The organism is Pseudomonas sp. EYE_354 (assembly GCF_023148575.1).
Lineage (GTDB): Bacteria > Pseudomonadota > Gammaproteobacteria > Pseudomonadales > Pseudomonadaceae > Aquipseudomonas.
The window spans coordinates 96,622-119,773 of record NZ_JAHXNQ010000018.1 but is presented as its reverse complement, the minus strand read 5'-3'; the positions used below and the strand labels follow the sequence as shown (position 1 = coordinate 119,773).

Annotated in this window: 25 protein-coding genes, 1 pseudogene and 1 riboswitch; of the genes and pseudogenes, 11 read left to right on the top strand and 15 right to left on the bottom strand. The window is 55.0% G+C overall.

What is annotated here, in order from left to right:
* Positions 1-207: 207 nt before the first annotated feature.
* Positions 208-867, bottom strand: a complete 660-nt coding sequence (locus KZX66_RS22465; RefSeq protein WP_248083433.1) for a hypothetical protein — start codon at positions 865-867, stop codon at positions 208-210.
* Positions 868-1,038: 171 nt separating this feature from the next.
* Here KZX66_RS22465 and KZX66_RS22460 point away from each other — a divergent pair, with 171 nt between their 5' ends.
* Positions 1,039-1,536 carry a hypothetical protein gene (locus KZX66_RS22460; protein ID WP_181643157.1) on the top strand — a complete coding sequence of 166 codons (498 nt, stop codon included), beginning with the start codon at positions 1,039-1,041 and terminating at the stop codon, positions 1,534-1,536.
* Between the two features lie 78 nt (positions 1,537-1,614).
* Here the strand turns inward: KZX66_RS22460 and KZX66_RS22455 are convergent, their stop codons facing one another.
* Both KZX66_RS22455 and KZX66_RS22450 read right to left on the bottom strand, forming a co-directional pair.
* Positions 1,615-1,998 (bottom strand): hypothetical protein, encoded by a 384-nt coding sequence (locus tag KZX66_RS22455; protein ID WP_110625214.1) that lies wholly within the window; start codon positions 1,996-1,998, stop codon positions 1,615-1,617.
* Between the two features lie 90 nt (positions 1,999-2,088).
* Positions 2,089-2,535 (bottom strand): hypothetical protein, encoded by a 447-nt coding sequence (locus KZX66_RS22450; RefSeq protein WP_181643156.1) that lies wholly within the window; start codon positions 2,533-2,535, stop codon positions 2,089-2,091.
* A gap of 247 nt (positions 2,536-2,782) precedes the next feature.
* Here KZX66_RS22450 and KZX66_RS22445 point away from each other — a divergent pair.
* Positions 2,783-4,158, top strand: a protein-coding gene (locus KZX66_RS22445) for an IS3 family transposase (RefSeq protein WP_248083432.1) whose coding sequence is annotated in 2 segments (ribosomal slippage) — positions 2,783-3,266 and positions 3,266-4,158 — 1,377 coding nt in all. Because the reading frame shifts where the segments join, the coding sequence is not laid out codon by codon here.
* A gap of 437 nt (positions 4,159-4,595) precedes the next feature.
* Here KZX66_RS22445 and KZX66_RS22440 read toward each other — a convergent pair.
* Entirely contained in the window at positions 4,596-5,060 is a 465-nt protein-coding gene (locus tag KZX66_RS22440; protein ID WP_181643153.1) for a 3'-5' exoribonuclease, read from the bottom strand.
* A 466-nt stretch (positions 5,061-5,526) separates the two neighbouring features.
* Between KZX66_RS22440 and KZX66_RS22435 the strand changes: the two genes are divergently transcribed.
* A complete protein-coding gene (locus KZX66_RS22435) occupies positions 5,527-5,859 on the top strand; it encodes a hypothetical protein (protein ID WP_181643152.1) in 333 nt (110 codons plus the stop codon).
* A 204-nt stretch (positions 5,860-6,063) separates the two neighbouring features.
* On the opposite strand, the gene KZX66_RS22430 is transcribed toward KZX66_RS22435, so the two are convergent.
* The 6 genes and pseudogenes from KZX66_RS22430 to KZX66_RS22400 all read right to left on the bottom strand — a co-directional run bounded on the left by KZX66_RS22430 (position 6,064) and on the right by KZX66_RS22400 (position 11,167).
* Positions 6,064-6,426, bottom strand: a complete 363-nt coding sequence (locus KZX66_RS22430; RefSeq protein ID WP_248083431.1) for a response regulator — start codon at positions 6,424-6,426, stop codon at positions 6,064-6,066.
* 24 nt (positions 6,427-6,450) lie between these two features.
* Positions 6,451-6,828, bottom strand: a pseudogene (locus KZX66_RS22425) (ATPase domain-containing protein); the annotation flags it as partial.
* Positions 6,829-6,865: 37 nt separating this feature from the next.
* Complete coding sequence (locus tag KZX66_RS22420; RefSeq protein WP_181643150.1) at positions 6,866-7,996, bottom strand: HAMP domain-containing sensor histidine kinase; 1,131 nt, start codon at positions 7,994-7,996, stop codon at positions 6,866-6,868.
* Between the two features lie 388 nt (positions 7,997-8,384).
* The gene (locus KZX66_RS22410) at positions 8,385-9,245 is read right to left on the bottom strand and encodes an SMP-30/gluconolactonase/LRE family protein (protein ID WP_248083430.1); all 861 of its coding nucleotides are present in this window, start codon (positions 9,243-9,245) and stop codon (positions 8,385-8,387) included.
* 39 nt (positions 9,246-9,284) lie between these two features.
* Positions 9,285-9,758: a DMT family transporter gene (locus KZX66_RS22405; RefSeq protein ID WP_248083429.1), complete on the bottom strand. Its 474-nt coding sequence runs from the start codon at positions 9,756-9,758 to the stop codon at positions 9,285-9,287.
* Between the two features lie 11 nt (positions 9,759-9,769).
* Positions 9,770-11,167 (bottom strand): amidohydrolase family protein, encoded by a 1,398-nt coding sequence (locus tag KZX66_RS22400; protein ID WP_248083428.1) that lies wholly within the window; start codon positions 11,165-11,167, stop codon positions 9,770-9,772.
* 143 nt (positions 11,168-11,310) lie between these two features.
* Between KZX66_RS22400 and KZX66_RS22395 the strand changes: the two genes are divergently transcribed.
* Positions 11,311-12,222, top strand: coding sequence for a LysR family transcriptional regulator (locus tag KZX66_RS22395; protein WP_248083427.1), 912 nt, complete (start codon positions 11,311-11,313; stop codon positions 12,220-12,222).
* Here KZX66_RS22395 and KZX66_RS22390 read toward each other — a convergent pair.
* Entirely contained in the window at positions 12,135-13,382 is a 1,248-nt protein-coding gene (locus KZX66_RS22390) for a CynX/NimT family MFS transporter (RefSeq protein WP_248083426.1), read from the bottom strand. The two genes, KZX66_RS22395 and KZX66_RS22390, sit on opposite strands and share 88 nt — an antisense overlap.
* Positions 13,383-13,470: 88 nt before the next feature.
* On the opposite strand from KZX66_RS22390, the gene KZX66_RS22385 reads away from it, so the two are divergent.
* From KZX66_RS22385 to KZX66_RS22375, 3 genes are all read left to right on the top strand, one after another.
* The gene (locus tag KZX66_RS22385) at positions 13,471-14,265 is read left to right on the top strand and encodes a helix-turn-helix transcriptional regulator (RefSeq protein WP_248083425.1); all 795 of its coding nucleotides are present in this window, start codon (positions 13,471-13,473) and stop codon (positions 14,263-14,265) included.
* A 459-nt stretch (positions 14,266-14,724) separates the two neighbouring features.
* Positions 14,725-14,919, top strand: coding sequence for a hypothetical protein (locus tag KZX66_RS22380; RefSeq protein WP_248083424.1), 195 nt, complete (start codon positions 14,725-14,727; stop codon positions 14,917-14,919).
* Positions 14,916-15,242: a phosphotyrosine protein phosphatase gene (locus KZX66_RS22375; RefSeq protein ID WP_110625432.1), complete on the top strand. Its 327-nt coding sequence runs from the start codon at positions 14,916-14,918 to the stop codon at positions 15,240-15,242. The genes KZX66_RS22380 and KZX66_RS22375 overlap by 4 nt, the downstream gene beginning before the upstream one ends.
* A 169-nt stretch (positions 15,243-15,411) precedes the next feature.
* Here the strand turns inward: KZX66_RS22375 and KZX66_RS22370 are convergent, their stop codons facing one another.
* A complete protein-coding gene (locus KZX66_RS22370) occupies positions 15,412-15,606 on the bottom strand; it encodes a hypothetical protein (RefSeq protein WP_248083423.1) in 195 nt (64 codons plus the stop codon).
* Positions 15,607-15,633: 27 nt separating this feature from the next.
* Positions 15,634-16,713, bottom strand: coding sequence for an ArsO family NAD(P)H-dependent flavin-containing monooxygenase (locus KZX66_RS22365; protein ID WP_248083422.1), 1,080 nt, complete (start codon positions 16,711-16,713; stop codon positions 15,634-15,636).
* A gap of 196 nt (positions 16,714-16,909) precedes the next feature.
* A riboswitch (Fluoride riboswitch) is annotated at positions 16,910-16,971 on the top strand.
* 43 nt (positions 16,972-17,014) lie between these two features.
* On the opposite strand from KZX66_RS22365, the gene KZX66_RS22360 reads away from it, so the two are divergent.
* Positions 17,015-17,419, top strand: coding sequence for a hypothetical protein (locus tag KZX66_RS22360; RefSeq protein ID WP_248083421.1), 405 nt, complete (start codon positions 17,015-17,017; stop codon positions 17,417-17,419).
* A gap of 414 nt (positions 17,420-17,833) precedes the next feature.
* Here KZX66_RS22360 and KZX66_RS22355 read toward each other — a convergent pair whose 3' ends face one another.
* Together KZX66_RS22355 and KZX66_RS22350 are read right to left on the bottom strand one after the other, a co-directional pair.
* On the bottom strand, positions 17,834-19,180 hold the full coding sequence (locus KZX66_RS22355) for an MFS transporter (RefSeq protein WP_248083420.1): 1,347 nt from the start codon (positions 19,178-19,180) through the stop codon (positions 17,834-17,836).
* Positions 19,181-19,366: 186 nt separating this feature from the next.
* Positions 19,367-20,020 (bottom strand): GntR family transcriptional regulator, encoded by a 654-nt coding sequence (locus tag KZX66_RS22350; RefSeq protein ID WP_248083419.1) that lies wholly within the window; start codon positions 20,018-20,020, stop codon positions 19,367-19,369.
* 172 nt (positions 20,021-20,192) lie between these two features.
* On the opposite strand from KZX66_RS22350, the gene KZX66_RS22345 reads away from it, so the two are divergent.
* From KZX66_RS22345 to KZX66_RS22335, 3 genes are all read left to right on the top strand, one after another.
* Positions 20,193-21,062, top strand: coding sequence for an NAD(P)-dependent oxidoreductase (locus tag KZX66_RS22345; protein WP_248083418.1), 870 nt, complete (start codon positions 20,193-20,195; stop codon positions 21,060-21,062).
* A 32-nt stretch (positions 21,063-21,094) separates the two neighbouring features.
* Positions 21,095-21,736 (top strand): 4-carboxy-4-hydroxy-2-oxoadipate aldolase/oxaloacetate decarboxylase, encoded by a 642-nt coding sequence (locus KZX66_RS22340; protein WP_248083417.1) that lies wholly within the window; start codon positions 21,095-21,097, stop codon positions 21,734-21,736.
* A gap of 102 nt (positions 21,737-21,838) precedes the next feature.
* Complete coding sequence (locus tag KZX66_RS22335) at positions 21,839-23,041, top strand: alpha-hydroxy acid oxidase (protein ID WP_248083416.1); 1,203 nt, start codon at positions 21,839-21,841, stop codon at positions 23,039-23,041.
* Positions 23,042-23,152 lie beyond the last annotated feature (111 nt).

The following is a 23,152-nucleotide window of genomic DNA, read 5'->3' as shown; positions in this document are numbered from 1 at the left end:
GAGAACGAGGTCGGCAGCCTCGCGTTTGAATTCAGGGGAAAAGGTACGGCGTTGTTTGGTCATCTGACACCTCGTTCTGGCGAGCATTCTCGCCTAGATGGGTGTCCGGTTTCATTAGACCACTACATCATGAGGTAGAAAATCGTGCACTTAGGAAGATCTCTTATCGCTCACACTCAAGCCCCTATTCTCTCTGCTCTATCTGCATCAACTCGGTGGCATTTTCGACGAACAGCCCGTCACTTGTGGGTAAGTCTGGCAAACCAGCATAATTTTATTTTTGGGCTCAAAGCCATGATCAATCATGCAACGCTGCACTTCAGCAGTGCGCCCGATGCTTGCGACATCTACATTTGACCCTAGTGGTTTTGCATAGCCGCACGCATACATTACCGGCAAGGCTTCACTATCATTGACTACCTTGAATTCGAAATGGCGTGATGCTCCCGCTTTACGCCATGAGACCTGCATACGTTCATCCCGACCAGAATTAGGCTTGATTGGGTGAAATGCTTCATCCTCTACAAACGGCAACGCTTCGAGCTGCGACAAACTGAGCGGACGACCCTGCCTTTCTTCGACGCAGGCTGGCATATTCTCCATTATTTCACAGTATTCAAAGCCGTCTTTACGGGTAAAGCCGAGGCGCTGCATACACTGAAAGTGAATTATCTGTTCGTTTATTGGGAAATGGTTTTGTGGCCCTGCCACAGGGTCGCCACATTCTGCCATTGCGGCTCTTACACCATCTACAGAGGTCGAAGTACGCTGCCATCGGGTGAATTCCGGTGATGGGGGGCAGCCGGTGAGTAAAAGTACCGATGAGATCAGGACTGGGATGGTAATGATCTGAGATTTGCTGAACATATTTTGTCCTTAATTTATGTCAGGCCACGACAATGGTGTCCAAATCTTTGTTTCCTGGGCTCGATCAGTCACCTTCTGATCGTACATGCCAGGACAACGTTGAATGCCCCCCAAGGGCTCAAGCGAGTAAGCTGCCCGGCCATCCGACAACTACTCAGGAAGAGGTCAAGTGTGTTCGATCATCCGGTCTGTCCCGAAATCGCCGAATGGTTCTCTCGATTCGACATAGCTGAGGTGTCATACAGCGTCTGCTCTATCGATCTGATGACTGAACCACCTGAGCATTGGGTTTTCAAGCGCAACAAATTGCGGCCTGACAGCCTTAAGCTCGATCTGTGTATCCCATCCAGTGGTAACTGGCGCGTCGACCTGTCACGTCATGACGATCTATTCAATGTCCAGTGGCGCCCGAATGATGATCTGCGTATTGAGTCTCAGCAGCTACGCTACCATAAGCTCGTCAGGTGGCCACGCATGCAGAGGCTTATGGACTTTCCACTGCTGGCAGAGCAGTTGGAACAGTGTCTCGAGATTCAATTCCTTCGCCATGTCGATTTGGGCGCACGCTTACTGAAGCCCAATGAGCTAGCACGCAATGCAAAAATCCAGCAGTGGTTGGCGCCCTGCGCTGATACCTTTGGCTGGGACAGGAGAATGCAGTCGGAATAATGCTGCGGGTTGGGCTTCCCTCGTTCTCCTGCGGGTATACCCTCCCCTACGAAAAGCATCTTAGCTGTTCACTCCAAGTCACTGCAGCACTCGTGGGGTTAGGTGATGCTGCCCTTGTGAAAGACGCAGGAATTTGCGAAGGCTGGCACGTCCGTTTTCACGCTGGAACGTGGTGAGCACGTACCTGGAGTTCTCCGTTGTCATTACCCAGAACCGCCCCTCACGTTCAATTTTCAGAACGTCAGAAGTCCGAATCAGATGGCCGTCAGCAAACCGACCATACTGGTCTTTCCGCTTGTGGCCAAAAACTACGCCGATACCTGCCCGTGACCTGATGGAAACACCGCAGAGGTACGCGGTCACTGGCACATCAAAGCCTTGCTCCTGGGCTTTAATGATTCGTTTGAGATCGAAATCTGTATGGCGTTTTCCGTGGAAATTTACATCTATGGTGTCGAGCATCACTGCGCTCCGGTTGCGATCTGTAGGGAGTTATCAAGAATTGCACACGCAACCAGGAGCGCTGGTATCGTGGGTGATTACTGGTAAATTTCAGGCTGATCGAATCATGCTTGAGAGAAAGACGGGCCTCAGGTTAGCCAGCGCCTCAATCTTGAAGTCTCGCTGGTGTGAGGTGTGATACACAGCTCCCTTAGCCACTTCCAGCAAGCAAACCTCAGAACCAGACCCGTCCTCCCCAACGGACACTTTGGTTAACCGCTCCATCTGCCAGCTCCCGGACTTATTCATCCAAGATGGCGTCACAGCCATAATCTCGGTAATAACTAAATCCGCACCTTGGCTTACCAACATTTTTTGAAGCTGATGGGTGTCGTCAATCATCATCGCGCACTCGCTGAACCGACCCTCGTTTTCGACGCTAAGGGTTAAGTGGTACCAAGCCGTTCGGAGCAGCCTTGAGACTCCGCGCCAATGGGACACGCCCTCCCCGAACATTCCTGGGACGCCTATCAGGTCGCTGTCTAAGGTTCTGAACATGTGTCGCCTCAAGCTGCTGGAGCACGTCAGTTGCCCAGCAGAACCGGTTGGTAATCAGAAAAGGGAAAATATCGCTTCGATAGAAGCAGACTTACGATGGCCTGGGCCAAGCAAGACGTAGACCGTGTTGCGTGTTTCGAATAGGTAGCCTTCTTTGAAAGCGGTGCCCATGCTTGAGCGCACCCAATGCCCACTTAAATTTGATCTGACCCCCAAATGTTGGACATCAACATAAGGGGGGGGCGGTATGACAAAATACACAGAGCAGGCGAAGCTCGCGGCAGTACAGGACTATTGCTCCGGCAACGGGGGGCTAAGAGATGTGGCGCGTCGTCATAACGTAAATTGTTCATCGCTTCGCCAATGGGTTTTGGGTTACCAGACGCTAGGTATCACGGGCATCACAGGTAAGAAGAAGATCCATTACAGCCCTGCGTTCAAGTTGAGTGTTTTGCAACGCATGCGCGAGGAAAAACTGTCCTATCGCCAAGCCGCTGCCCTGTTTGATATCCGGAGATTCGATATTCTTGGCCAGTGGGAACGTCGGTATGATGAAGGCGGTTTGGAGGCCTTGTCCCGGCAGCCAGGAAGCGGACTTCACAAGAAAATGACTAACCCCGTGCCATCCATTCCGCTTGAATCTTCGGGTGACAAAGCCCGTACGCGAGATGATTTGCTGAGTGAGTTAAACCAGTTGCGGATGGAGATCGCTTATTTAAAAAAGCTCGATGCCTTGGTTCAAGCGAAGGAACGTGCCGCGCAGCGGAAAAAGCACAAATCGTGATCGAACTGAGGCGGGAGCACCCTCTGGAAGGCCTTCTGAAAGTGGCGGGCCTGGCCCGGAGCACGTTTTACTATCAACAAAAGGTGCAGCAAGCCGTTGATAAAGATAAATACGCGGTACTGAAGACCAGAATTTGCTCAATCTTCGACGAGCACAAAGGCCGATATGGCTATCGCCGCATCACTGCTGCCGTTCGGCGAGCCGGACACCTCGTGAACCACAAGACTGTTCAGCGCCTCATGGGTGAGCTTCAGTTGAAAAGCCGTGTGCGCATAAAGAAATACCGGGCCTACAGAGGCGAAGAAGGTCAGGTTGCGCCGAACCTGCTGAAGCGGAAGTTCAATGCCAAAAGACCAAATCAGAAATGGGTTACGGATGTGACGGAGTTTCGGGTCGGCGGGCAGAAGCTTTACCTCTCACCGATACTTGATCTCTACAACGGCGAAATCATCGCTTTCAAGACAGCCAGGCGCCCGCTGTTCGATATGGTCGGCGGGATGCTACGACAAGCCTTTGAACGGCTACGGCCACGCGATAAACCAATCTTGCATTCCGACCAAGGATGGCAATATCGAATGCCTGTTTACCGTCGTGTACTGAGTGAGAGAGCGGTCAAACCGAGCATGTCTCGCAAAGGAAATTGCTATGACAATGCGGCTATGGAAAGCTTTTTCGGCACGCTGAAGTCAGAGTTCTTTTACCTGAACAAATTCAACAGTCTTGATGAGCTTGAAGCAGGGATAGAGGACTACATACACTACTACAATCATTCGCGAATCAGGCTGAAACTAAGCGGCCTGAGCCCTGTGGAATACAGGACTCAAGCACGACGGGCATAGAAGGCGTCCAACATTTCGGGGTCATATCAAATTTTAAGTGCACACCATGTCTTGGCGTTGCGGGGCTGGGTAGATGACTTGGCCGGACGGATACGGAGATCTATATTTTGAACTCAAAAGAAAAGCAGGGTTGCCTGCAACGGCACATTTTTCATTTTGGAAATGAGGCTGGTTCGCTGGCCGCTGTTTTTATCTGACCCTTTTGATATGACAGCTTTTTAAGCTCACTCTCAAGCAAATACCATCGCTTATGGATGCCACTCCGCACCTTGTATCCTGCTCGTCAATTTGGGGCCGTAGGCCCGGCTCGTTGTTGCCATCAAAAACCAAGTATTTAATCCTACTTTTTTGTGGGTTATACGAGAGTTGGTGTGATAAGAGATCAAGAAAATCCAGCGAATCAGCAAGAGGTATAATTCCGTCTAACCCGCCCAGGCTTAACCGGGATTCCCTCGGCTCAATGACCTGAACATGCCGGCGATAATCCTAGCGTCGAGCAACGCGTGATGAGGCAGCTCGTCACCCTCGCTAGTCGGAGCAAGTGTCGTCGCGTCAGCGGGAAAATTGCGAACGATTCTGGGCCATCGTCCGTCCTCATATACCAGATCGCAAAAAAGCTCCCAGTCGTACTGGGGAGCATCCGTGACGATCTCGACCTCCTCTTCGAATAACGTCAGAAACCTGAGCAGCGACATCCTGGCTTCAACAATGGGCAATGCGTAGCTCCCACCCCACAACTGCGTAAGCACGATTTTCTTTACGAAATCACTGCAGTCTTCTTCTTGCCAAGTATCGAGCAATTCGACGTAGAATTCGCGCCCGTCCTCGGCCACCAATGCGAGTGATATCAGCTCCGCTGCTGCTGAGAGCTTGGTAAACTCGCAATCAAGAAAGACCCTCACCTTGTTAGAACTCCGTAATGACTAGGGCTCGCTCGAATATGGCGCAGGAGGGGCAGCTATGGGAAATGGCCCTTGAGCATCTTGGCTCAGACGGACTCCTCCAAGCGGTCATAGAAATGTGGAGCCGCGCCGCCCCTCCACCCAGACCACTGGTTGAACACCTGTCCACCAATGAGGTGAGTCAGGACGTCTTGAGCATACTGAAAATTGCCCAGCAGCGGGTAGGTGCCATCGTGCCAGGTCGAACGCCTGATGCAGGCACAGTCACGCTGTACGCTCGTCACGCTAGCAACTTAGTTGATGGAATCATTACACTGCTGCCAAAGGCACAGCTTTCGCGAGCCTTGCGAGGCTCTTGTATTGAAATCGAATTGGGGATTTGACGTCCCAGCAGGCTCCCCGAACACCGGTCAGCAACAATCCTATTAGAACTTGCCCAGCGAAATGCGTCCCTTTGAGATGTTCTATGAACTCTGAATTAACTGAAGAAGAAATGCGTCGTGCTCTATTCGGGACGCCTCAGCCCGAAGAGCATGTGTCTGCCCCTCAAGTACAGGAGCATGTGCCAGAAGTATTGCCTACAAAGCCAGCACCTCCCCAGGTGAAGAAGAAAGCGGAAAAAGCTTTTACGCCTAGGCTGAAGGTCACTCTCAGGGTTGGAAACGAATTTGAGGGAAAAATGCACGAGTTGATTCACGAGGCTGATACGTTGAGCTCGTTGCTTGCTGAGCAAGAGGCCGTGAAAGCCGCTAGGAAGAAGTACAAGTATGTGGACGTAGTCTCGGTAAAGTCGATGTAGCCACGCCCAGGTTCGCACTCCCTCCAAGGCTCTTATAAGTGGCTTCAACGCTGCGGGTATCTAAATCGTTTGACGGTCGCACCATCACACTCACGCCGCTTATGTTGCAGATGAGCTATTGCGCTCATCCCAGTCGCTAAGCTGCCGCCGGGCTAGAGGGGAGCCCGGCTTGAGATTGCTATGGGTATGCACATGGGGCACTTACTAATCAGAGGCTAGTAGTTTTTTAACTTCGGCAATGATCAAGTCGATGTTGAATGGCTTTGCCAAAACTGCATCAAACCGATCCGATCTCTCCATACCGATGTGGGCCTGAGCTCCGCTCATCAGGATTATCGGCAATTGATTCGCCGAAGGCAGCGCTCGAACGGCAGTGGCGAACTCAAGGCCGTCCATGACCGGCATCATAAAGTCAGTAATGATCAAGGCAGGCCGCTCTCTATCCAGCACCTCGAGCCCTTTCTGACCGTTGATGGCCGTCACCACCATGAACCCCTCGTCCTCCAGCGCGAAACTGAGAATATCAGCGATCAAATACTCGTCGTCGACGACCAGGATGGTGGTCATGTTAAATTCAACCCGCACAAAAGCTTAAGATTTTGAACCGGGCGATGTCTCAGTCGAGACTGAAGGTTCATGTCTTGAAGCCTTTTTCAGGAAAACATCTTGATCACGGATGACGACCTCAAAACGCGAAGGGTCGTAAGAGCTGTCTCGTACTTTAAGAATGGAAAGCGTCCTGCTTAGTTCAGAGTGATTCTCATAGAATCGCATCAGCATCAGGTTGTCGACGATGCTGGACAGGTCAGAGTTTGGTGCGCTGACTTCTGAACCAAACAGATCGCGCATTTCCCAGGATGCAAATACCGTAACGCCCCTGGATCGCAGCTCGTTCATCAGAGCTCTGAAGAAGTCAGTAATGCGCGCCGGATTTGTCGAGACTCGTGTCATACCGCGAAGTCTATCGATGAGCAGCCATAGTGAAGCCTGGCTACCAAACACAAATTCAGCGTTTACCGGCAGGTACTTTTACCAGAAAAGTGGTTCCGTGCAGTTTGTCGGAGGTCACATCTATAGAGCCGGAGTGTGCGGCAACGATTTCGGAAGCGATGTAGAGTCCCAATCCCAAGCCAGCGCTATGGCGGGCATCAAACGTAGTTTTCTGAGAAAAGCGGCCCATGGGACTGAAGATAAACGGTAAAACATGCTCTGGTATTGGTTCGCCGCGATTGTGGACGACGAATACAACGCTCCCATCAGAACTATCGAGCGATACTTTGATAGGAAATTCATGGTCGCCATGTTGCACAGCATTGCTTAGTAGGTTGGAAAAAACTTGCTCCATTCGAGCGCCATCAAACTCACCTAGAGCTGACGCTTCTGCTTTAAATATGATGTCCGCGCTTGGGTGAAAGGTGCGGATCTCTTCTACTATGCGTATGCATAGCGGCTTTAAGTCAATCTCGACCTTCTTGACAGGAATTCCAGGGCCCATTTGGCAACGTGTTAGATCCAACAAGTCGCTAACAATTCGGCTGGCTCGCTTTACGCTGGTGAATATTCCCAGTGCAACTTTAGCCTCTCGCCCCTCAAAATTTTTCGAGCGCCGCAACACGTCTGCTCCCAGTAAAATAGCTCCCAGTGGGGTACGCAAATCGTGTCCCAGAATGCCTAAAAAAACGTTACGAGAGGCTTCCACTGCACGCGAATAACTAGCGATAGACTCGGCCAGCGCTTGATCAATTGCTCCGTTGAAGCGGATCATATCGTCCACATCCAAAAACGTTCCAGCCCTCATCTGCCCCAGCCATTGACTGAGCACGCTAGCCCTCAAGGCCCGATACTCCGATACCATCTGATCCAGTGTGAAACCTACCAGTAAGCGCGTTACCGCATGGACTTCGGCAGCCGTTTCCAACTGCTCCACAGGATCATTGTCTTGGGATTGGGAAATTCGCTCTTGCGGGGGCGGGGTTGTGCGAAGGTCTAGGGCAATTGCGCGCAACATCTGTTCTGCGTGATCACGCAGACCCTTTGAGTCCAATTCTTGGCCTGGCACCTCAATGGTTCTGGCGAAGTCTTCCCAAGACTGCAGAATGGGCTCCAGGTTTTTAATTATGAAGTCTGACAAGCGCATGCCGATGATCCTGATTGTAAATTCGTAGTCGAGCTCGAAAACGGAAATGAAACAGCATGGGCAGGATTAGACCACCGATTCAGTCATTTAGCATGCGCTCTAAGTAGATGCCCAATGGCGCAGGTCACTCAGATCGAGACACTGATCAATGCTGCGCAGAAGATGATTGGCTGGGATGTGATCTTCAAGGTTGAACGAGTAAAACAGTCGCTCCTGCCCACTCGATAACTGTTCCATCATGCTATGTGATCCCCCGCCGACCAATGAAGCAATTTTGCCGCAGGTCAAACAGGGGAGCTACTTTTACAACAGAATCGGCCAAACGCGGTCATTCACTGAAGTCTACCAAATTGGCATTAGAAAGGCCCTACAGGTCAGAACTCGCTATTCAGTTCAGTCGCCCAGTAAATCGCTCCTCTGGAAGCCCCGCAGCGACTACGGCTTCGGCTTTTATCAGCGCACCATCGGAATCTGTCGGCTTATCCATCCCCACCCGGGCGCTGGTGCTGTAAAGCGTTTCATAACCGGGGCCCGCTAAAATCGGGCAAGTGGTCTGTACGCATGGGGAGTCGATCACGCGGTCAATTTTTCCGTCGGGTGCGTAACGAACCAGTCGGCTACCGCCCCATTCCGCATTCCAGAGAAAACCCTGCGCATCAATACAAGAGCCGTCTGGAGCACCCTGACCATTGACTGTAGTGAATACACGCTGGTTTTCTAGCGACGGGTAATCGCAGCAGAAAATGCATCCTTGCAGGGAGTCCGCGTAATACATGGTGGAACCGTCCGGGCTGAAACAGATGCTGTTCGGGATCGCCACTGCGGGAAGGTCTAGAGTTTCTGTCTCGAGCGCTGCCGCGTTGAGCCGATGAAATCTGCCTATGGTTTGCACCTGCTCACCGGCGTCCATTGTGCTGAATACAAAGTTGCCCATACGATCGCAGCGGCCATCATTGATCCGGGTTGCGGCCACTCCAGGCGTGGCCGTAATTTTAGTGAAATGACAGGTAATCAGGTTGTAGTAGCCCAGGCAGGATGCCAGCCCCATCAGCAATACGTCTTCATCTGCCGTGAGGGCAAATGACCCCAATGGCTCCGGCTGTGGCCAGCGTTGCACTTCGCCGTTTACGGGATCCAGAGCAAGCAACTCGCAGGCCGGGATGTCAGTCCAGAACAGACGCTCCGTTCTTTCACACCAGACAGGGCACTCGCCAAGAAGGCTGGTGGTGTTGGTTAGGGTTTTAAACATGGTGGCGTCCTACGAAAAAGGATGGGGTAAACAAGGCTGTCAGTTGGAGAAAAGCGCTGACCACCTGTCACCGAACAGGGCGATGACCAGGCCTGTGAGCATCACCATCGACCCGGCCAACTTGACGAGAGATACCGGCCTTTCCGATGCCCCCATCAATCCGAAATGATCGATAACCAGTGACGAAATAATCTGCCCTGCGATAGCGAGGCCCAGCAGGGCTGATAGACCGATTTTTGGCGCAAGCACCACATAACTAAGCAAGGCACCGGCACCCAGCAGACCGCCCAGCAGGCTCCACCAGGGCTGGGCAGGTATAGCCGCCAGTGAGGCCACTATCCCGCCACGCATCAATGAAAATACGCCCAGGCATACCGCTCCGGCAGTAAATGAGAACAGCGCCGCCGCTACGGAATCTCCACCCACACCTTTAGCGAGTTGCCCATTCAGCGTGGTCTGCAGGGTTATGCCAAGTCCCGCGAAGACGGCCAGCAGGTAGTAAGCTGCGTTCATTTCGCGCCTCCTTACTTGGCTGACTCAAGCGGCATGAATGTCTCGGCAAAAATATCCGGCTGGTAGCCTGCGGCAGCAAACAGATGCTCACGGGATTCGTCGATTGCTGCACGCAGCCTTTCGCTGTCCACGCCCAGCACCTTGCCGCCGCGCTTGACGATGCGACCGCCAATGATGACCGTGTCGACATTGCTGCGTTCGGCCGCGTGTACAACGGTGCCGAATGCGTTGCCTGACGGGTAAAGGTTGATGTCCTGCGCGTTTATAAGGATCAGGTCGGCCTGTTTGCCGGGGGCCAGGCTGCCGACTTTGTCCTGCAATCCGGCACAGGTAGCGCCGTCGAGAGTGGCGGCTTTGAGCAGGCCATGAGCAGGTAGGGTCACCGGATGATGTTCTGCGCCGCAGCAGCGCTGCTGGTGCATGCCCATGACGCGCTGCAGGTAGAACGCCACCCGCATCTCCATGAACATGTCACCGCTGTAGGAGGTTTCGTTATCGACACTCAGCCCCGGGCTGATGCCGTGGCGCTGGGCCGACTGCATGGCGAACATTCCATCTTCAATGCCGTAGTGGGCATCTGAACGCGGGCATACGTTGACCCGAACGCCAGCCTCGCGAAGGATTTTCCAGCCGGCGTCCGGCAGCGCTGTGCAGTGGTTGAAGATGTTATCGGGGCGCAGCAGGCCCTCGCGATGCAAACCCTCCAACTCAGCTGCCATGTCCCCGCCAAAAAATTCGGTGATGATCGGCAGCCCCAGACGCCGGGCTTCAGCCCATAGCTCAGGCTCCAGCTGCGCCATCACGGCCAGCGAGAGCAGTGGGTTGTCGCCGTTCTTGACGTATTTTTCCTTCAGGCGCTCCAGGTTGCCGGGCCAGTGGGCTTTGTCCCACTCACCGGAAACTGGCGCACCGGAGGCGTGTACAGATCGGATACCAGCATCAAGTAGCGCCTCTACGGCAGCATCGGAGTGCGCGCCGGTGCGGCTGTTGTGCGAGTTATCGACCACGGTGGTGATACCGGCATCGATGCAACCCAACGCAGTCAGCAGGTTGCCGATATACATGTCAGCCGGGCGATAGTATTTGGCGAAAGAGAAGTGCGTAGCGTTGCAGTAGTCTTCCAGGGTTTCGGCATTCGGATTGATTCGACGCAGTTGCCCTTCCCAAGAGTGACGGTGCGTATCGACCATGCCCGGCATGGCAATCATGCCGGATGCCTCGATAACCATAGCGTCGCCGGCCTCGAGGTTTTCACCTATGGCCGTGATGGTGCTTCCTTCTATAAGGATATCGCCGCGCGCCAGATTACCGATATCGCCGTCCATGCTCAGCACAGTGGCGTTGCGAATAAGTGTGCTAGCGGCCGGAGCGGCCAGGGCCTGCACGATGCTGCGGTTGTATTCAGCCATTTCGGTACACCTCTTCAAATTTCGTTGGAAGAACTGTACGCAAGACGATACTGCGGGAAAAAGATGGTAAAACTGTTTTTATTGTTCAATTTATACGAATAATGAAGCCTTTCCCAATCACTGCTTTGAGGTCGATGACAGTCATGGATCGTATTCAATCAATGCAGATTTTCGTCCGTGTGGCTGAGGCTGCAAGCTTCATCCAAGCGGCGCAGACGCTCTCTTTGCCAGCCTCGACAGTTACCAGCAGCGTTAAGAATCTTGAGAAGTACCTGCAGGTGCGCCTGCTGAACAGAACCACTCGGCGAGTCAGCCTGACGTCTGAGGGGTCACAATATCTGGCGCAATGTCGGGAAATATTGGAGCTAATCGAACACACGGAAACCAGTCTGTCGGATTCCGTAAAACGACCGCAGGGGCGTTTGCGGGTCGATATACCGGGTGGCATTGCACACTTCATCGTCATGCCAAACCTGCAAGACTTTTACAGGCGCTACCCGGATATCTACCTGATGATAGGCGTCAACGATCGGCAGGTTGATCTGGTTCAAGAGGGTGTCGATTGCGTTATTCGTACAGGCGAGCTCGATGACTCAACGCTCGTTGCGCGCCCACTCGGCCGGTTTCGCTGGGTGACCTGTGCGTCTGTAGCCTATCTCGAAAAAAACGGTATTCCGCAAACACCGCAAGATTTGTCTCACCACCGGGCCATCCATTACTTCTCGGGCCGCGCAAGACAAGCAGGTGAAATGCGCTTCGCCCGTGGCACCGAAAAGATCTCAGTCCCGATGAACGGCACAGCGGCTGTCAACGAGACTGGGCTTTACATCAAAATGTGCCTTGAAGGCTTCGGGCTGGTACAGCTCGCTGAGAACGTGGTCAGCGAGCATCTACGAGAAGGGCGGCTGATCGAAGTGCTTGCTGACTGGCAGCCCGCATCGGTTCCTGTGCACCTGCTATACCCGCATCAGCGCTTCCTATCGCCAGCTGTGAGCGTATTCGCTGACTGGATTGCTGGGCTTGTTCGCGACGATGATTCAGCAGGTTCAAGTTGAACGTTGCGCCCGGCCAGCATGCCGGTGAATGCGCCGGCTAAGGAGATTGCGGCTATGATCAGCAGCGGTGCTGTCCAGCCACCAATCCAGTCGTGCATTTGGCCCAGCAGCAAGGGGCCTGCGGCTGCCATCAGGTAGCCGACGCACTGGGCCATTCCTGAAAGTGCCGCCGTGTCACCGGCATTTTTTGTGCGCAAGCCGATGAAGGTCAGGCCGAGCATCATGCTGGCGCCAGAGCCGAAGCCCAGGAGCGCGGCCCACAACATGGCGTAGCCTGGCGCATAAATGAGCCCGATCAGGGATAAGGCGGTTAACAGGCTGACGGTAGCGGCTGCAAGTCTCTGGTCTTTGAGACGGCGAAGTGTGGCCGCCAGAATCAAGCCGGGAATGGCTGTGGTTAGTTGAAGCGTGCCGTGTACCGTACCTGCTTGCTCGGAGGATATTCCATGGTCTATCAAAATGGTCGGCAGCCAGCCGACAGCGACATAAAAAGGCATCGCGTTTAGCCCCATGAACAGCGTGACCTGCCATGCCAGCGGCGAACGCCAGACGGCCACGGTTGGCGCTTCTTTCGAACCGGACAGATTTACGTGTTTGTGTTTTTTCAACTGCGGCAGCCACACCACCAGCGCCAACAACGGGGCTGCGACCAACAAACTCAGTGCAATCGGCCATCCCCATGATTGGGTCAGCGGAATTATCACGGCTGAACCGACAGCGCCTGCTGCGCCCATCGTGATGGAGTAAGCGCCGGTCATGGACGCCATTTTCGTTGAGAAGTCGCGTTTGATCAGGCCGGGCAGCAGCACGTTGCCCAGTGCGATCCCGGTGCCTATCAATATTGTACCGGCGTACAACGCCCAGGCACTGCCTGCGGAGCGGAGCAGAATGCCCGATGAAATGACCAACAGTGCACCAAAAAGCGTGCGCTCGATTCCGTACCTGCGGGCGACCGACGCGCTGAGCGGAGAGAAGGCGGCGAAGGCAAATAATGGAAGTGAAGTAAGCAGGCCTAGAGCTGAGGCGCTCAAGCCAAAAGCATTCTGGATCAGCGGCAAAACGGGCGCGATGCTGGTAAAGGGAACGCGCAGGTTCACTGCGATAAGCAGAATGCCTGCGACGAGCGCGATGGCATGCCACTTGTTTTTTGTATCTGACATATTCTTTATCTGTCCTCTTAAAAGAAGACAACTGTAGAGAACTTCAGAACCGTATAATATAGACATTAAGACACCTAACACCTAAATTATGCCAAGCTCAAAAAATGTCGTTACCTCGCCGGAAGATTTCGATTCAGATCTTTTCGCTCAGGCAGCGATTGCCCTAAAGATTGCGCCCGAATTGAGTTACTCAGGTGTCAGCTCGCATGACCACCGTAAAGGTCAGTTGATCCTGTCTTTGCACGGTGCGGTGAGCTGTAAGGTACAAGATGCACTTTGGCTTGTGCCTCCTCAACATGCGGTATGGATCCCAGGCGGCACGCCGCACAGCTGCCGCGTAACCGAGAGCGCCCGTACCTGCTTTCTGTTTGTTGAGCCAGGCGCGGCAGCCATGCCTGAAGCGTGTTGTACTGTTGCAATCACTCCCCTGGTACGGGAGATGATTCTGCATCTCGCTGAACAGGAACCTGCTTACCGTGACGAGAGCAAGACAGCGCGACTGGTTGCAGTGCTGCTTGAGCAGCTTTCCGATGCCCCGCTGAAAGAGTTGCATTTGCCGATATCAGACCACCCCAAGATCAAACAAATCGCGGATACGCTCTTTGCAGATCCTGGAGACAGAACCACTTTGCGCGAGTGGGCTACTCGGCTTGCAACCAGCGAACGAACACTGGCGAGATTGGTAGAAAGTGCGACGGGGCTGAGCTTCGGACGTTGGCGCCAGCAACTGCACTTGATGATCGCACTGAGTCATTTGGCAGAGGGTGTCTCCGTGCAGCGTGTGGCGGGCATTCTGGGCTATGACTCTGTTAATGCCTTCATAACGATGTTCAAGAAAGCCTTGGGTAAACCGCCTACACAGTATTTTTCCTCGCTGCGTTAATGCTCCGGTGGCTGAGACAGAGCACCGAGGTTGTAGAGTGATCACTCTATGTCCGCTTCTGGCCGATTCTGTTGAAAAAGTCGGCCATGGTTTGCGCATCAGAAAAGTACGCGTCCGAGATTGAAATCTTTACTTTTGGCAGAGGCTTCCGGACTCGGATTTCACGTAGCAGCGTGCAAAAAAGGTGTTTTCGCCAGTCAATGATCAGGCAGTTTGGGCAGACCGACTTTTTCAACAGAATCGGCCGATTGCTGCCCCTCACGACAGGCAGCAATCGACCCAGGGCAGCCTTTCGGCACCGGCAGAAGTCGGCCGTTTGGCGCTGAGACTGCCTACAGTCATTAGCTGCTGCTAGTATCCAGCGCTCAACCTATCTAGCCCCTGCACCGATTCACGTTTACTATATTTCCAACTCGTATTACTGCGGCTGCTGAACCCGGTACTCACGAGGATATAACGATGAAAAGAACCCGCGCCTGGAGACGTATGCAGGCCCGTAAATGCAGAGGCGACAATACGGTTCGTCCGATGGAGTTCAAGCCAGAAAAGAATTGGAAACTGATGTGCACCCGTGCAGCCAAACTGTACAGAGCACACCAACTCGGGATGAGCTATCCCATCCGCACAACCCGCCAACTACTGGATCAAGAGTGACTAACCTCCTGTTCGTCTGTAGCCGTAACCAATGGCGTAGTCCTACTGCGGAAGCGATCTGGCGCCGTCGTCCCGGCTTTAATGCCCGTTCAGCAGGAACCAGTCCAAATGCACGTAAACCTATCAGCCCAGCGGATATTCGCTGGGCTGATGTGATCTTTGTCATGGAACGCAAACACCTTAATCGTCTTCAGGCTGAATACGCCCGCCTTCTTGAACACAAAAGGCTCCACTCTCTCGATATTCCAGATGATTACCGCTACATGGATCCTGAACTGGTGGGCATGCTTGAAGACATTGTTACGTCATACCTCACCACGTAGGCTTCATGCGGAACGACTCTCGCAGGAATGGTCGCGGATAAACACACCGAGCGACGCCGCCATGACATTGGCCGTTCCATCGCTTCGCCCTGCCAATATTGCGCGGGTGCGTTCAGGCGTGAAATGGGAGTTGAGCATGCCCATCAAGAACAAGATGCCGTCAACAGCATCAACACTTTGGACGTGTCGTAGAAAAAAACTGTAAGGCGCCTCCAAGGTGGCTATTCCGATCAACTGGAGGCGCTGCGACCAAAGCCTCTGAAACAGAAATAAGGGCTTCGTACAATCCGAACCAGGCAAGCGCTGCTGCCGCTAAAAACAGGCGGGGATTTCGCGCAGGCCAGCGCACGATCATTTCGTTCATGCCCTCTACTCCTGAGGCTTAGGCGCGCTAGGCCATGGATGGATCGCCAAGACAGGTCGCGATCTCATTGACGGTGCTGCGTGCGGTGCGTGTGACACCAATCAGCGTCGCGGAAGCCGAGCCTGTCCATTCGCCATAGCCCACCAGCCATAGTCTTGGCTCGTGGATCGAATGAGTGCCTTCGACCTCGACACGGCCTTCGGTGTTGATCACCCCCAGCGGCTCCAAGTGCTGAAGTGCGGGCCTGAATCCGGTACACCAGATGACAACATCCACGGCAGTTTCAGATCCGTCGGCCCAAATAACGCCTTCACGAGTGAAACGTTCAAATGGGCGTACAGATTTTAAAGCTTCGCGTTCACGGGCTTCTATAACGGGCGGTACCATGACAATGTCGCCCAACCCGCCGATGGGCTGGTCAATGACGCGCCCCTCCTGTTGAGCTTTCAAGCGCTGAGTAGCCCGTTCGAACAGCACCCGTCCATCCACTTCATCAGGCAAAAACACAGGTTCAGTAAGCGTTACCCAAGTAGTCTCAGCGACTTTGGAGACTTCCGCCAAAATCTGCGCGCCTGAATTACCACCCCCCACCACCAGAACCTTCTTGCCAGCAAACGCTTGCGCTTCAACATAGTGCGCGGAGTGAAGCTGACGACCGGCGAATAGCTCGGCATTAGGATAGTGAGGGATATACGGATTGCTCCAAGTACCGGTAGCGCTGATTACAATCTTGGCATCCCAATACTTGGCGTCAGAACGTACTCGTAAGCCAGACTCTATACGCTCTACAGAAATAGCCCGAACCGGGCGTTCAATCGGGAATTGGTAGCGCTGCTCATATTGGCTGAGATAGTCGATCACATGATTTCGTGTTGGGTAGCCTTCCTGCGCTGGAGGCATCATCCAGCCAGGCATCGAACTCCAGGTGGAGGGTGAGAATAAACGCAGTGAGTTCCAGCCATGCCGCCAGGCACCACCGGGCTCTTCCTCTGCGTCGAGGATGACAAACGACAGTTGCGTTCGGCGCAGAAAATACGCCACTGCCAAAGCAGACTGCCCCCCGCCGATAATGACTACGTCTAGTTTGTCACGGGCCGAATGAGTCATGGGGGGAAACCTTAAGTCGATGCTGAACTGTCGCCAGTATAGAGACCCAAGAACGAATCCAACCTGATCTCGATCATCTGTTGAACATGCTAAAGCTGCCGTAGGTCAGGTCACTATGACAATAGAGGCAGCGTCTCTATAGGCCGTACTGATTTCGGTGCGTGGAGGTTGAAGTTATCGGTACTGTTGCTATAGGATCCTCTCAGGAGATGGCATTCCTCCTTTAACCGCCTTCGTGCTGATGATGCCTACGTGAACCCTTGACTCCTGGCCACAGCCAAGTACGTCGCGCGAACCCATCGTGTTTGCCACGGACACGCAGCTATGTTTACGGTATTGCACCGCTGGGGAAGAAATAGCTGTAATCCATTTTCCCCTAGTTAAAAAAATTCAGTTCGGCTCACCAAACGACGAGGCTTTGGGTGGTCATCCGCTTATTGGACTTGGCCTAAAGCATTACCAAATTCATCGAATAGATAATTCGACTTGGCTAGCAGAGCTTGAGCAGAGAAACGCCATTCATCCGCGACACGATAGACAGCGGTTTCTAAAAGATGCCAACCACTATGTCTTCACTTTTCAGGACTCTACCCTGGAATGCATCGTAATTGAGGGGCAGTTCTGGCATCCAAAAGTACAAGTCTTTACCTCGGAGCAGAAGGCAAGGGATGCCTGGCGCGAACTGAAAAATGACGTGGGCCCATGATCCCAGTGAGCGCATGATCCCAATAGTTACAAGTGGATGCCCGCTTTGGGCCGATTTCCGCCCCTTACGACGGACAGAAATCGGCCAGAAGCAGCCTGTCACGATGGGCTGCAATTGGCCAACAAGCTCAGCGCAAGATCACCTCTGCGCATCAACGCCATCGCTGCCAAGCTCAAGCGCCTTCCCCTCAGCCTGTGCACCAACTCTGGCTAACTCTGCAACGCGCCCAACTTGCTGTCTTGAGCCACAGGCGAAGGCTGGGATCGGGTTGTGCTGCATCTGCTCGATGAAAGTTTGATCGCCTCTGTTGAAGTGGTGATGGTGCAGTTGGAGAGTGAAGACATTCGCGGTGGTGGCAAGGGGATGTGGTGAGGGAGCCCGCATCCGCGATGCCATGACTTGGTAACCCAAGCCCTACGATTGTGCAGAGCCCGTCACCACCGGCACTGGCTCAGGCTCAGCAATGGTCAGCAGCACCAGGAAGCTGGCGAACGAGCCGATGGCCATAAACAGGAACACCTGCGACCAGCCATAACTGTCGAGCAGCAAGCCCACCAGAAACGGCGCCGCTGCGCCGCCCAACTGCCCGCCCATGTTGACGATGGAGCTGGCAATCGGGAAAGTCTTCTTGGTCGCCAGGCCCATCGGGTAAACCATGTAGGACGAGTAGCCAATGCTGATCAGAGTGCCGGTAAGGAACAGCAGTGCAGCGTAAAGCGTCGGGTCATTCGGCGAGTTGATCAGTGCATACATGGTGCCCACCGTCGCCAGTGCTGAGAGCATCATCCCGGGCTTGCGCCGCTTGCCAAGCACGCGGTCGGACAGAATCCCACCGAGCAGGTTGCCGCAGATCGCGCCCACCCATGGCGCAGCGGAGACAAAGCCCATGTTCATGATCGAGAACTGCTTGACCGTCATCAGGTAGGTCGGGATCCACGACAACAGCACCATGGTGATCCCCACCTGGAAGCTGTAGCTCAGGGCGCAACCGACGACGTTCCAGGAACGAAACAACTGGCGACTGGTGTCGATGGGCTCCACCTGCCGGACGCGGATAAAGGCATCCAGACGTTTGAATTGCCGCTGGGCCCCTTCGGTTTTCTGGGTGATGACGTTATTGGTTTCATCGGTGATATGCGCCAGCTCGGCGGCGTTCACAAAACGGCTCTGCGCCGGCTGGTTGGCGACGAGGAAGTACCAGGCGATGGACAGCACAATGCCCGGCACGGCGAAGATGTAGAAGATCTCGCGCCAGCCCCACATCGCCACGATGGCGACGCACAACGGCGGCACGATCACCGGCCCGAATTTCACCGCTGCGAGAAAAATACCGGTAGCGGTGCCCTTCTCTTTTGCCGGGAACCATTGGTTGATGGTCGAGGCGATACCAATCGGCAGCGGCCCTTCGGCAATGCCCAGGGCAAAACGATAAATCTTCAAGGCCAGTACCGAATTGACCGTACCCATCAAGGCGGTGAACACCGAGGTGGCAATCATCGAAAACGAAAAGATCTTGCGCACCCCGAACCGGCTGGAGGCAAAGCCCGAGGGGATTTGCGCCAGGGCATAGGCCAGCAGGAACACACTCAATAACGCGCCGGCTTCGGCGTTGGTCATCGGGTATTCCTTGCGAATAAACGGCAAGGCTACGCCCAGGTTGGCGCGGTCGGCCGAGGCCACGGTGTACACGAGAAAAAACAACCCTGCGACGACCCAACGAAAGCGCGAGGGTTTTTCGGTGGTGGAGTCCTGATTACTCATACGGGATACCTGATTTTATTATTGGAATGTGCCGTGTGTGCCGAATCCGGGGTACAGGCTCCCGCCGAGGCTTGAGTGAAGCCTCGCGTGGTGTGTTTCTTCGCGTCCTTGTGAAGGTCAGGCAGGAGTCATTGCCCGGTCTCGTGGCGCCGACTCTAACGCATATTGTTTTAGTTTTGTATTTTTTTATCGACGGACTAGCGACTCGCTGCGCCGCGCCATAAAGCGCAGGTAGGCCATGCGAATGTGGGCTTGCATGGCAAGCCTGGCCAACTCGCCGTCGTTTTGCTCGATGGCGTAGGTGATGTCCAGGTGCTGCTGCAGGCTGCGCTCAAGATCTGCCGGGCGGTAGAGGAAAAACGAGCGGGTAATGACCGGCATGTCGATCAGGGTGGAGAGCATCGACTTGAGCCGCTGCGAGCGGGCGATTTCCACGACCTGACCATGAAATGCACGGTTGGCTTCCTGAACACGCAGGGTCACATCCGCACCTTTACCGGCGATGGCGGCGGCCATTTGCGCGTTGATCCGATGCAGCTCGGCCACGTCTTCAGGAGTCGCGCGCTGGGCGGCCAACATGGCGGCATGGGGTTCGAGCAGCTCGCGAAAGCTGAACATCTCTTCCAAGTCCCATTGAGTCCAGCCCGCCACGAAGACCCCGCGGTTGGCCTCAATCACTGCCAACCCATCATCCACCAGTTTTTTCAAGGCGGCCCGAACCGGCGTGCGGCTCAATCCGAACTCCTTGCCCAGCGGCTCTTCCTTGAGTTGTGTGCCGGGCTCGTACTGGCCGGCGATGATGCGGTTTCGCAGGGTCTCGTAGATGAGATCGTTGGCCATTGTGCCCTTCTGATCAATTGGATTTCAGGGGTTCTACCTCGGACGCTTACGCCATGCAAGCAGTCGATTTCACAGCTGCCCCTCATCTACCACTCAGGTACTTTGTACAAAAATCGTTTGCAATCGGGCAAATTGTATTTTAATTGTATTGCCACCTGAATGCGGAGGCGACATGAAAATAACAATCGTAGGGCTAGGCGAAGTGGGTCGCTGCTACGCCCAGGCCTTGGCAAACAACACCACCCTGGAACTGTCGTTCTGTGAGCAGCGCATTGCTCCGGCGGCGCAAAGGCTGGCCGACGAGTTGGGTATCTCGATTCACCCTAAGGTGGGTGCATGGCTGGGCGAGTCCGACTGCGTGCTGTCCTGCGTGGTCGGCACCCAGTCCCTGGAAGTCACCCGCGAATGCCTGGCCCACCTCAAGCCCGGCGCACTGTTTGCCGACTTCACAACCGCCGCTCCCGAACGCAAGCGCACCGCCGCTCACGAAGCGGTGCAGCAGCAGGTCGACTATGTGGACGTCGCAATCATGGGTGCCATCGCCTACCTGCGGGAAAAAACCCCGTTGCTGTGTGCCGGTGCCAAGGCCGATGCCTTTGTCGAACTGTTTCTCGCCGCTGGGGCCACTGCACGCGCCCTGCCGGCCAGCCAACCCGGTGACGCCATCACCCTCAAGATCCTGCGCAGCGTATTCACCAAAGGCATGGAAGCACTGGCCGTAGAAGTGCTGCTGGCTGCCGAACGCCAACAACTGCGCCCCGCCCTCTACGAGGTGCTGGCCGATATTGACCAGGCGCCCTTGCCCGATTTCCTCGAAATGCTCGTGTCCACCCATGTGGTGCACGCCACGCGGCGGCTGCACGAAGTCGAGGACGCCGAGCGCCAGCTGGCCCTGCTGGGCATTGGCAGCAGCGTGCTGGACGGCGTGCGCCAGCGCTTCAGCCATAGCAGTGAAGGCTTGGCCGTAGAGCCGATTACCGAAGAACGACCGAGCCTCAGCCAAGCGCTGGATTGGCTGGCTCGCCACACCCCTGCCGCCTGACATCGACCCTCAATAAAAAAACGGAACCCACAATGCCTATCACCCAAGACCAACTCGACGCCCTCAAACAACTGGGCACTGCCACTATCCACGAAGCACAGGGCCAGACAGGCGCACTGGACAGCGGCCTGCGCCCGGTAGACCCCAGCGTGCGCATGGCGGGCCCGGCCCTTACGGTCGACTGCCGTCCCGACGACAACCTGGCCATCCACTACGCCCTGACCAAAGCCAAACCCGGTGATGTGCTGGTGGTGGACGCCAAGGGGTTTATGGAGGCCGGCCCCTGGGGTGACCTGCTGACCCTGGCTTCACAAAAGCTCGGGATCGTCGGCCTGGTGATGAACGGCGCCGTACGCGATGCCAATGCGATCATTGACATGGGCTTCCCGACCTTCTCGCGCGGCCTGAGTATCAAGGGCACCAACAAGTGCCAGCCGGGCAAGGTTAATGTCCCAATCGTGATCGGCGGTGTCGCCATCAACCCGGGCGACATCATCGTCGGCGACCGTGACGGCTTGGTGGTGGTGGCACAGGATCGCGTCGACGAAGTGATTCGTTTGAGCCGCAGCCGCGAGGACAAGGAAGACGGGATTCGTGCAGGACTTGAGGCAGGTAAAAGCACGGTCGATCTACTTGGCCTAGCGCCGACCCTGGAAAAATTCGGCATGCGTTGATACCTGGTGAATAAGCCGGAGCCGCCCACGCAGCGGCGCCGGTCGATGTGCATAATAAAAAGCGTCACCTGGAGTGACCTGACACGCCAACGGAAACTCATCATGTCCAAACGACTGCGAGATTGCCTTTCCCTCCACGATTTTGAAGAAGCCGCCCGCAAAGTCCTGCCCCGCCCTCTGTTCGCCTATGTATCCGGTGCCGTAGAAGATGGCCTGTCCCTCAGTGCCAATCGCGCATCGTTCGCCCGCTATGGGTTCAAGCCGGATGTACTGGTGGATGTATCCAAACGAGACATGTCCGTCGAGCTGTTCGGCCAGCGCTTCACTGCGCCCGTGGGCATCGCACCAATGGGGCTTGCGGCCCTCACGGGTTATCGCGGTGATGTGGTACTGGCCCAGGCAGCCGCCGAGGCGAAAGTGCCCTGCATCATGAGCGGCTCCTCGCTGATTAGCCTGGAGGAGGTCATGGAAGCCGCGCCAGGCACGTGGTTCCAGGCTTATCTGCCCGGCGCCCAAGACCAGATCGATGCACTGATCGCACGAGTGCAACAGGCCAAGGTGCAAACCTTGATCATCACCGTCGATACCCCCGTGGCCGCCAACCGTGAGAACAACGTACGCGCCGGATTCTCTACGCCGCTTAGGCCGAGCCTGGGCCTGATGTACCAAGGCATTAGCCACCCACGCTGGCTGTTCGCGACATTCTTGCGCACTTTGCGACAGCATGGCATGCCGCATTTCGAGAACAACTACGCTACCCGCGGCGCGCCGATTTTGTCCTCCAGCGTGCTGCGGGACTTCTCCGATCGCGGGCATTTGAATTGGGATCACATCACGCAAATCCGAAAGCAATGGCGCGGCGCGATGATTATCAAAGGTGTCTTGAATGCCAGCGATGCCGCGCGCTGCCAACGCCTGGGCATGGACGGGATCATCGTTTCCAACCACGGCGGGCGCCAACTCGATGGCAGCGTTGCGCCGTTGCAGGTATTGCCGGAGATCTTAGCTGCCGCGGGTGAAATCGTCGTGATGCTCGACAGTGGTATTCGTCGCGGCACCGACGTGCTCAAGGCATTGGCGCTGGGGGCGAAGGCCACATTTATCGGGCGACCGTTCAACTACGCCAATGCGGTAGCCGGTAGACAGGGGGTCGATCATGCCCTGGGACTGATCGTTGAAGAGATCCGGCGGGACATGGGGCTACTCGGTGTGACCCGCCTGGATGGGATTCGGCTCGACCATTTGGTGGTCAACGGAGACAGCCAGTGCTTTGGGCCGCTAATGAATAGAGCGAGCGATGCGTGACGGAGATTGCTTGAGCCCTGTGGGTTAACGTGCGTTAGCAGCCAGGTTAGTTGACGTGGCCCACCACCAGCGTTTCGTAGCCTAACCGCAGTGTTTCCAGAGTGTTGGAAA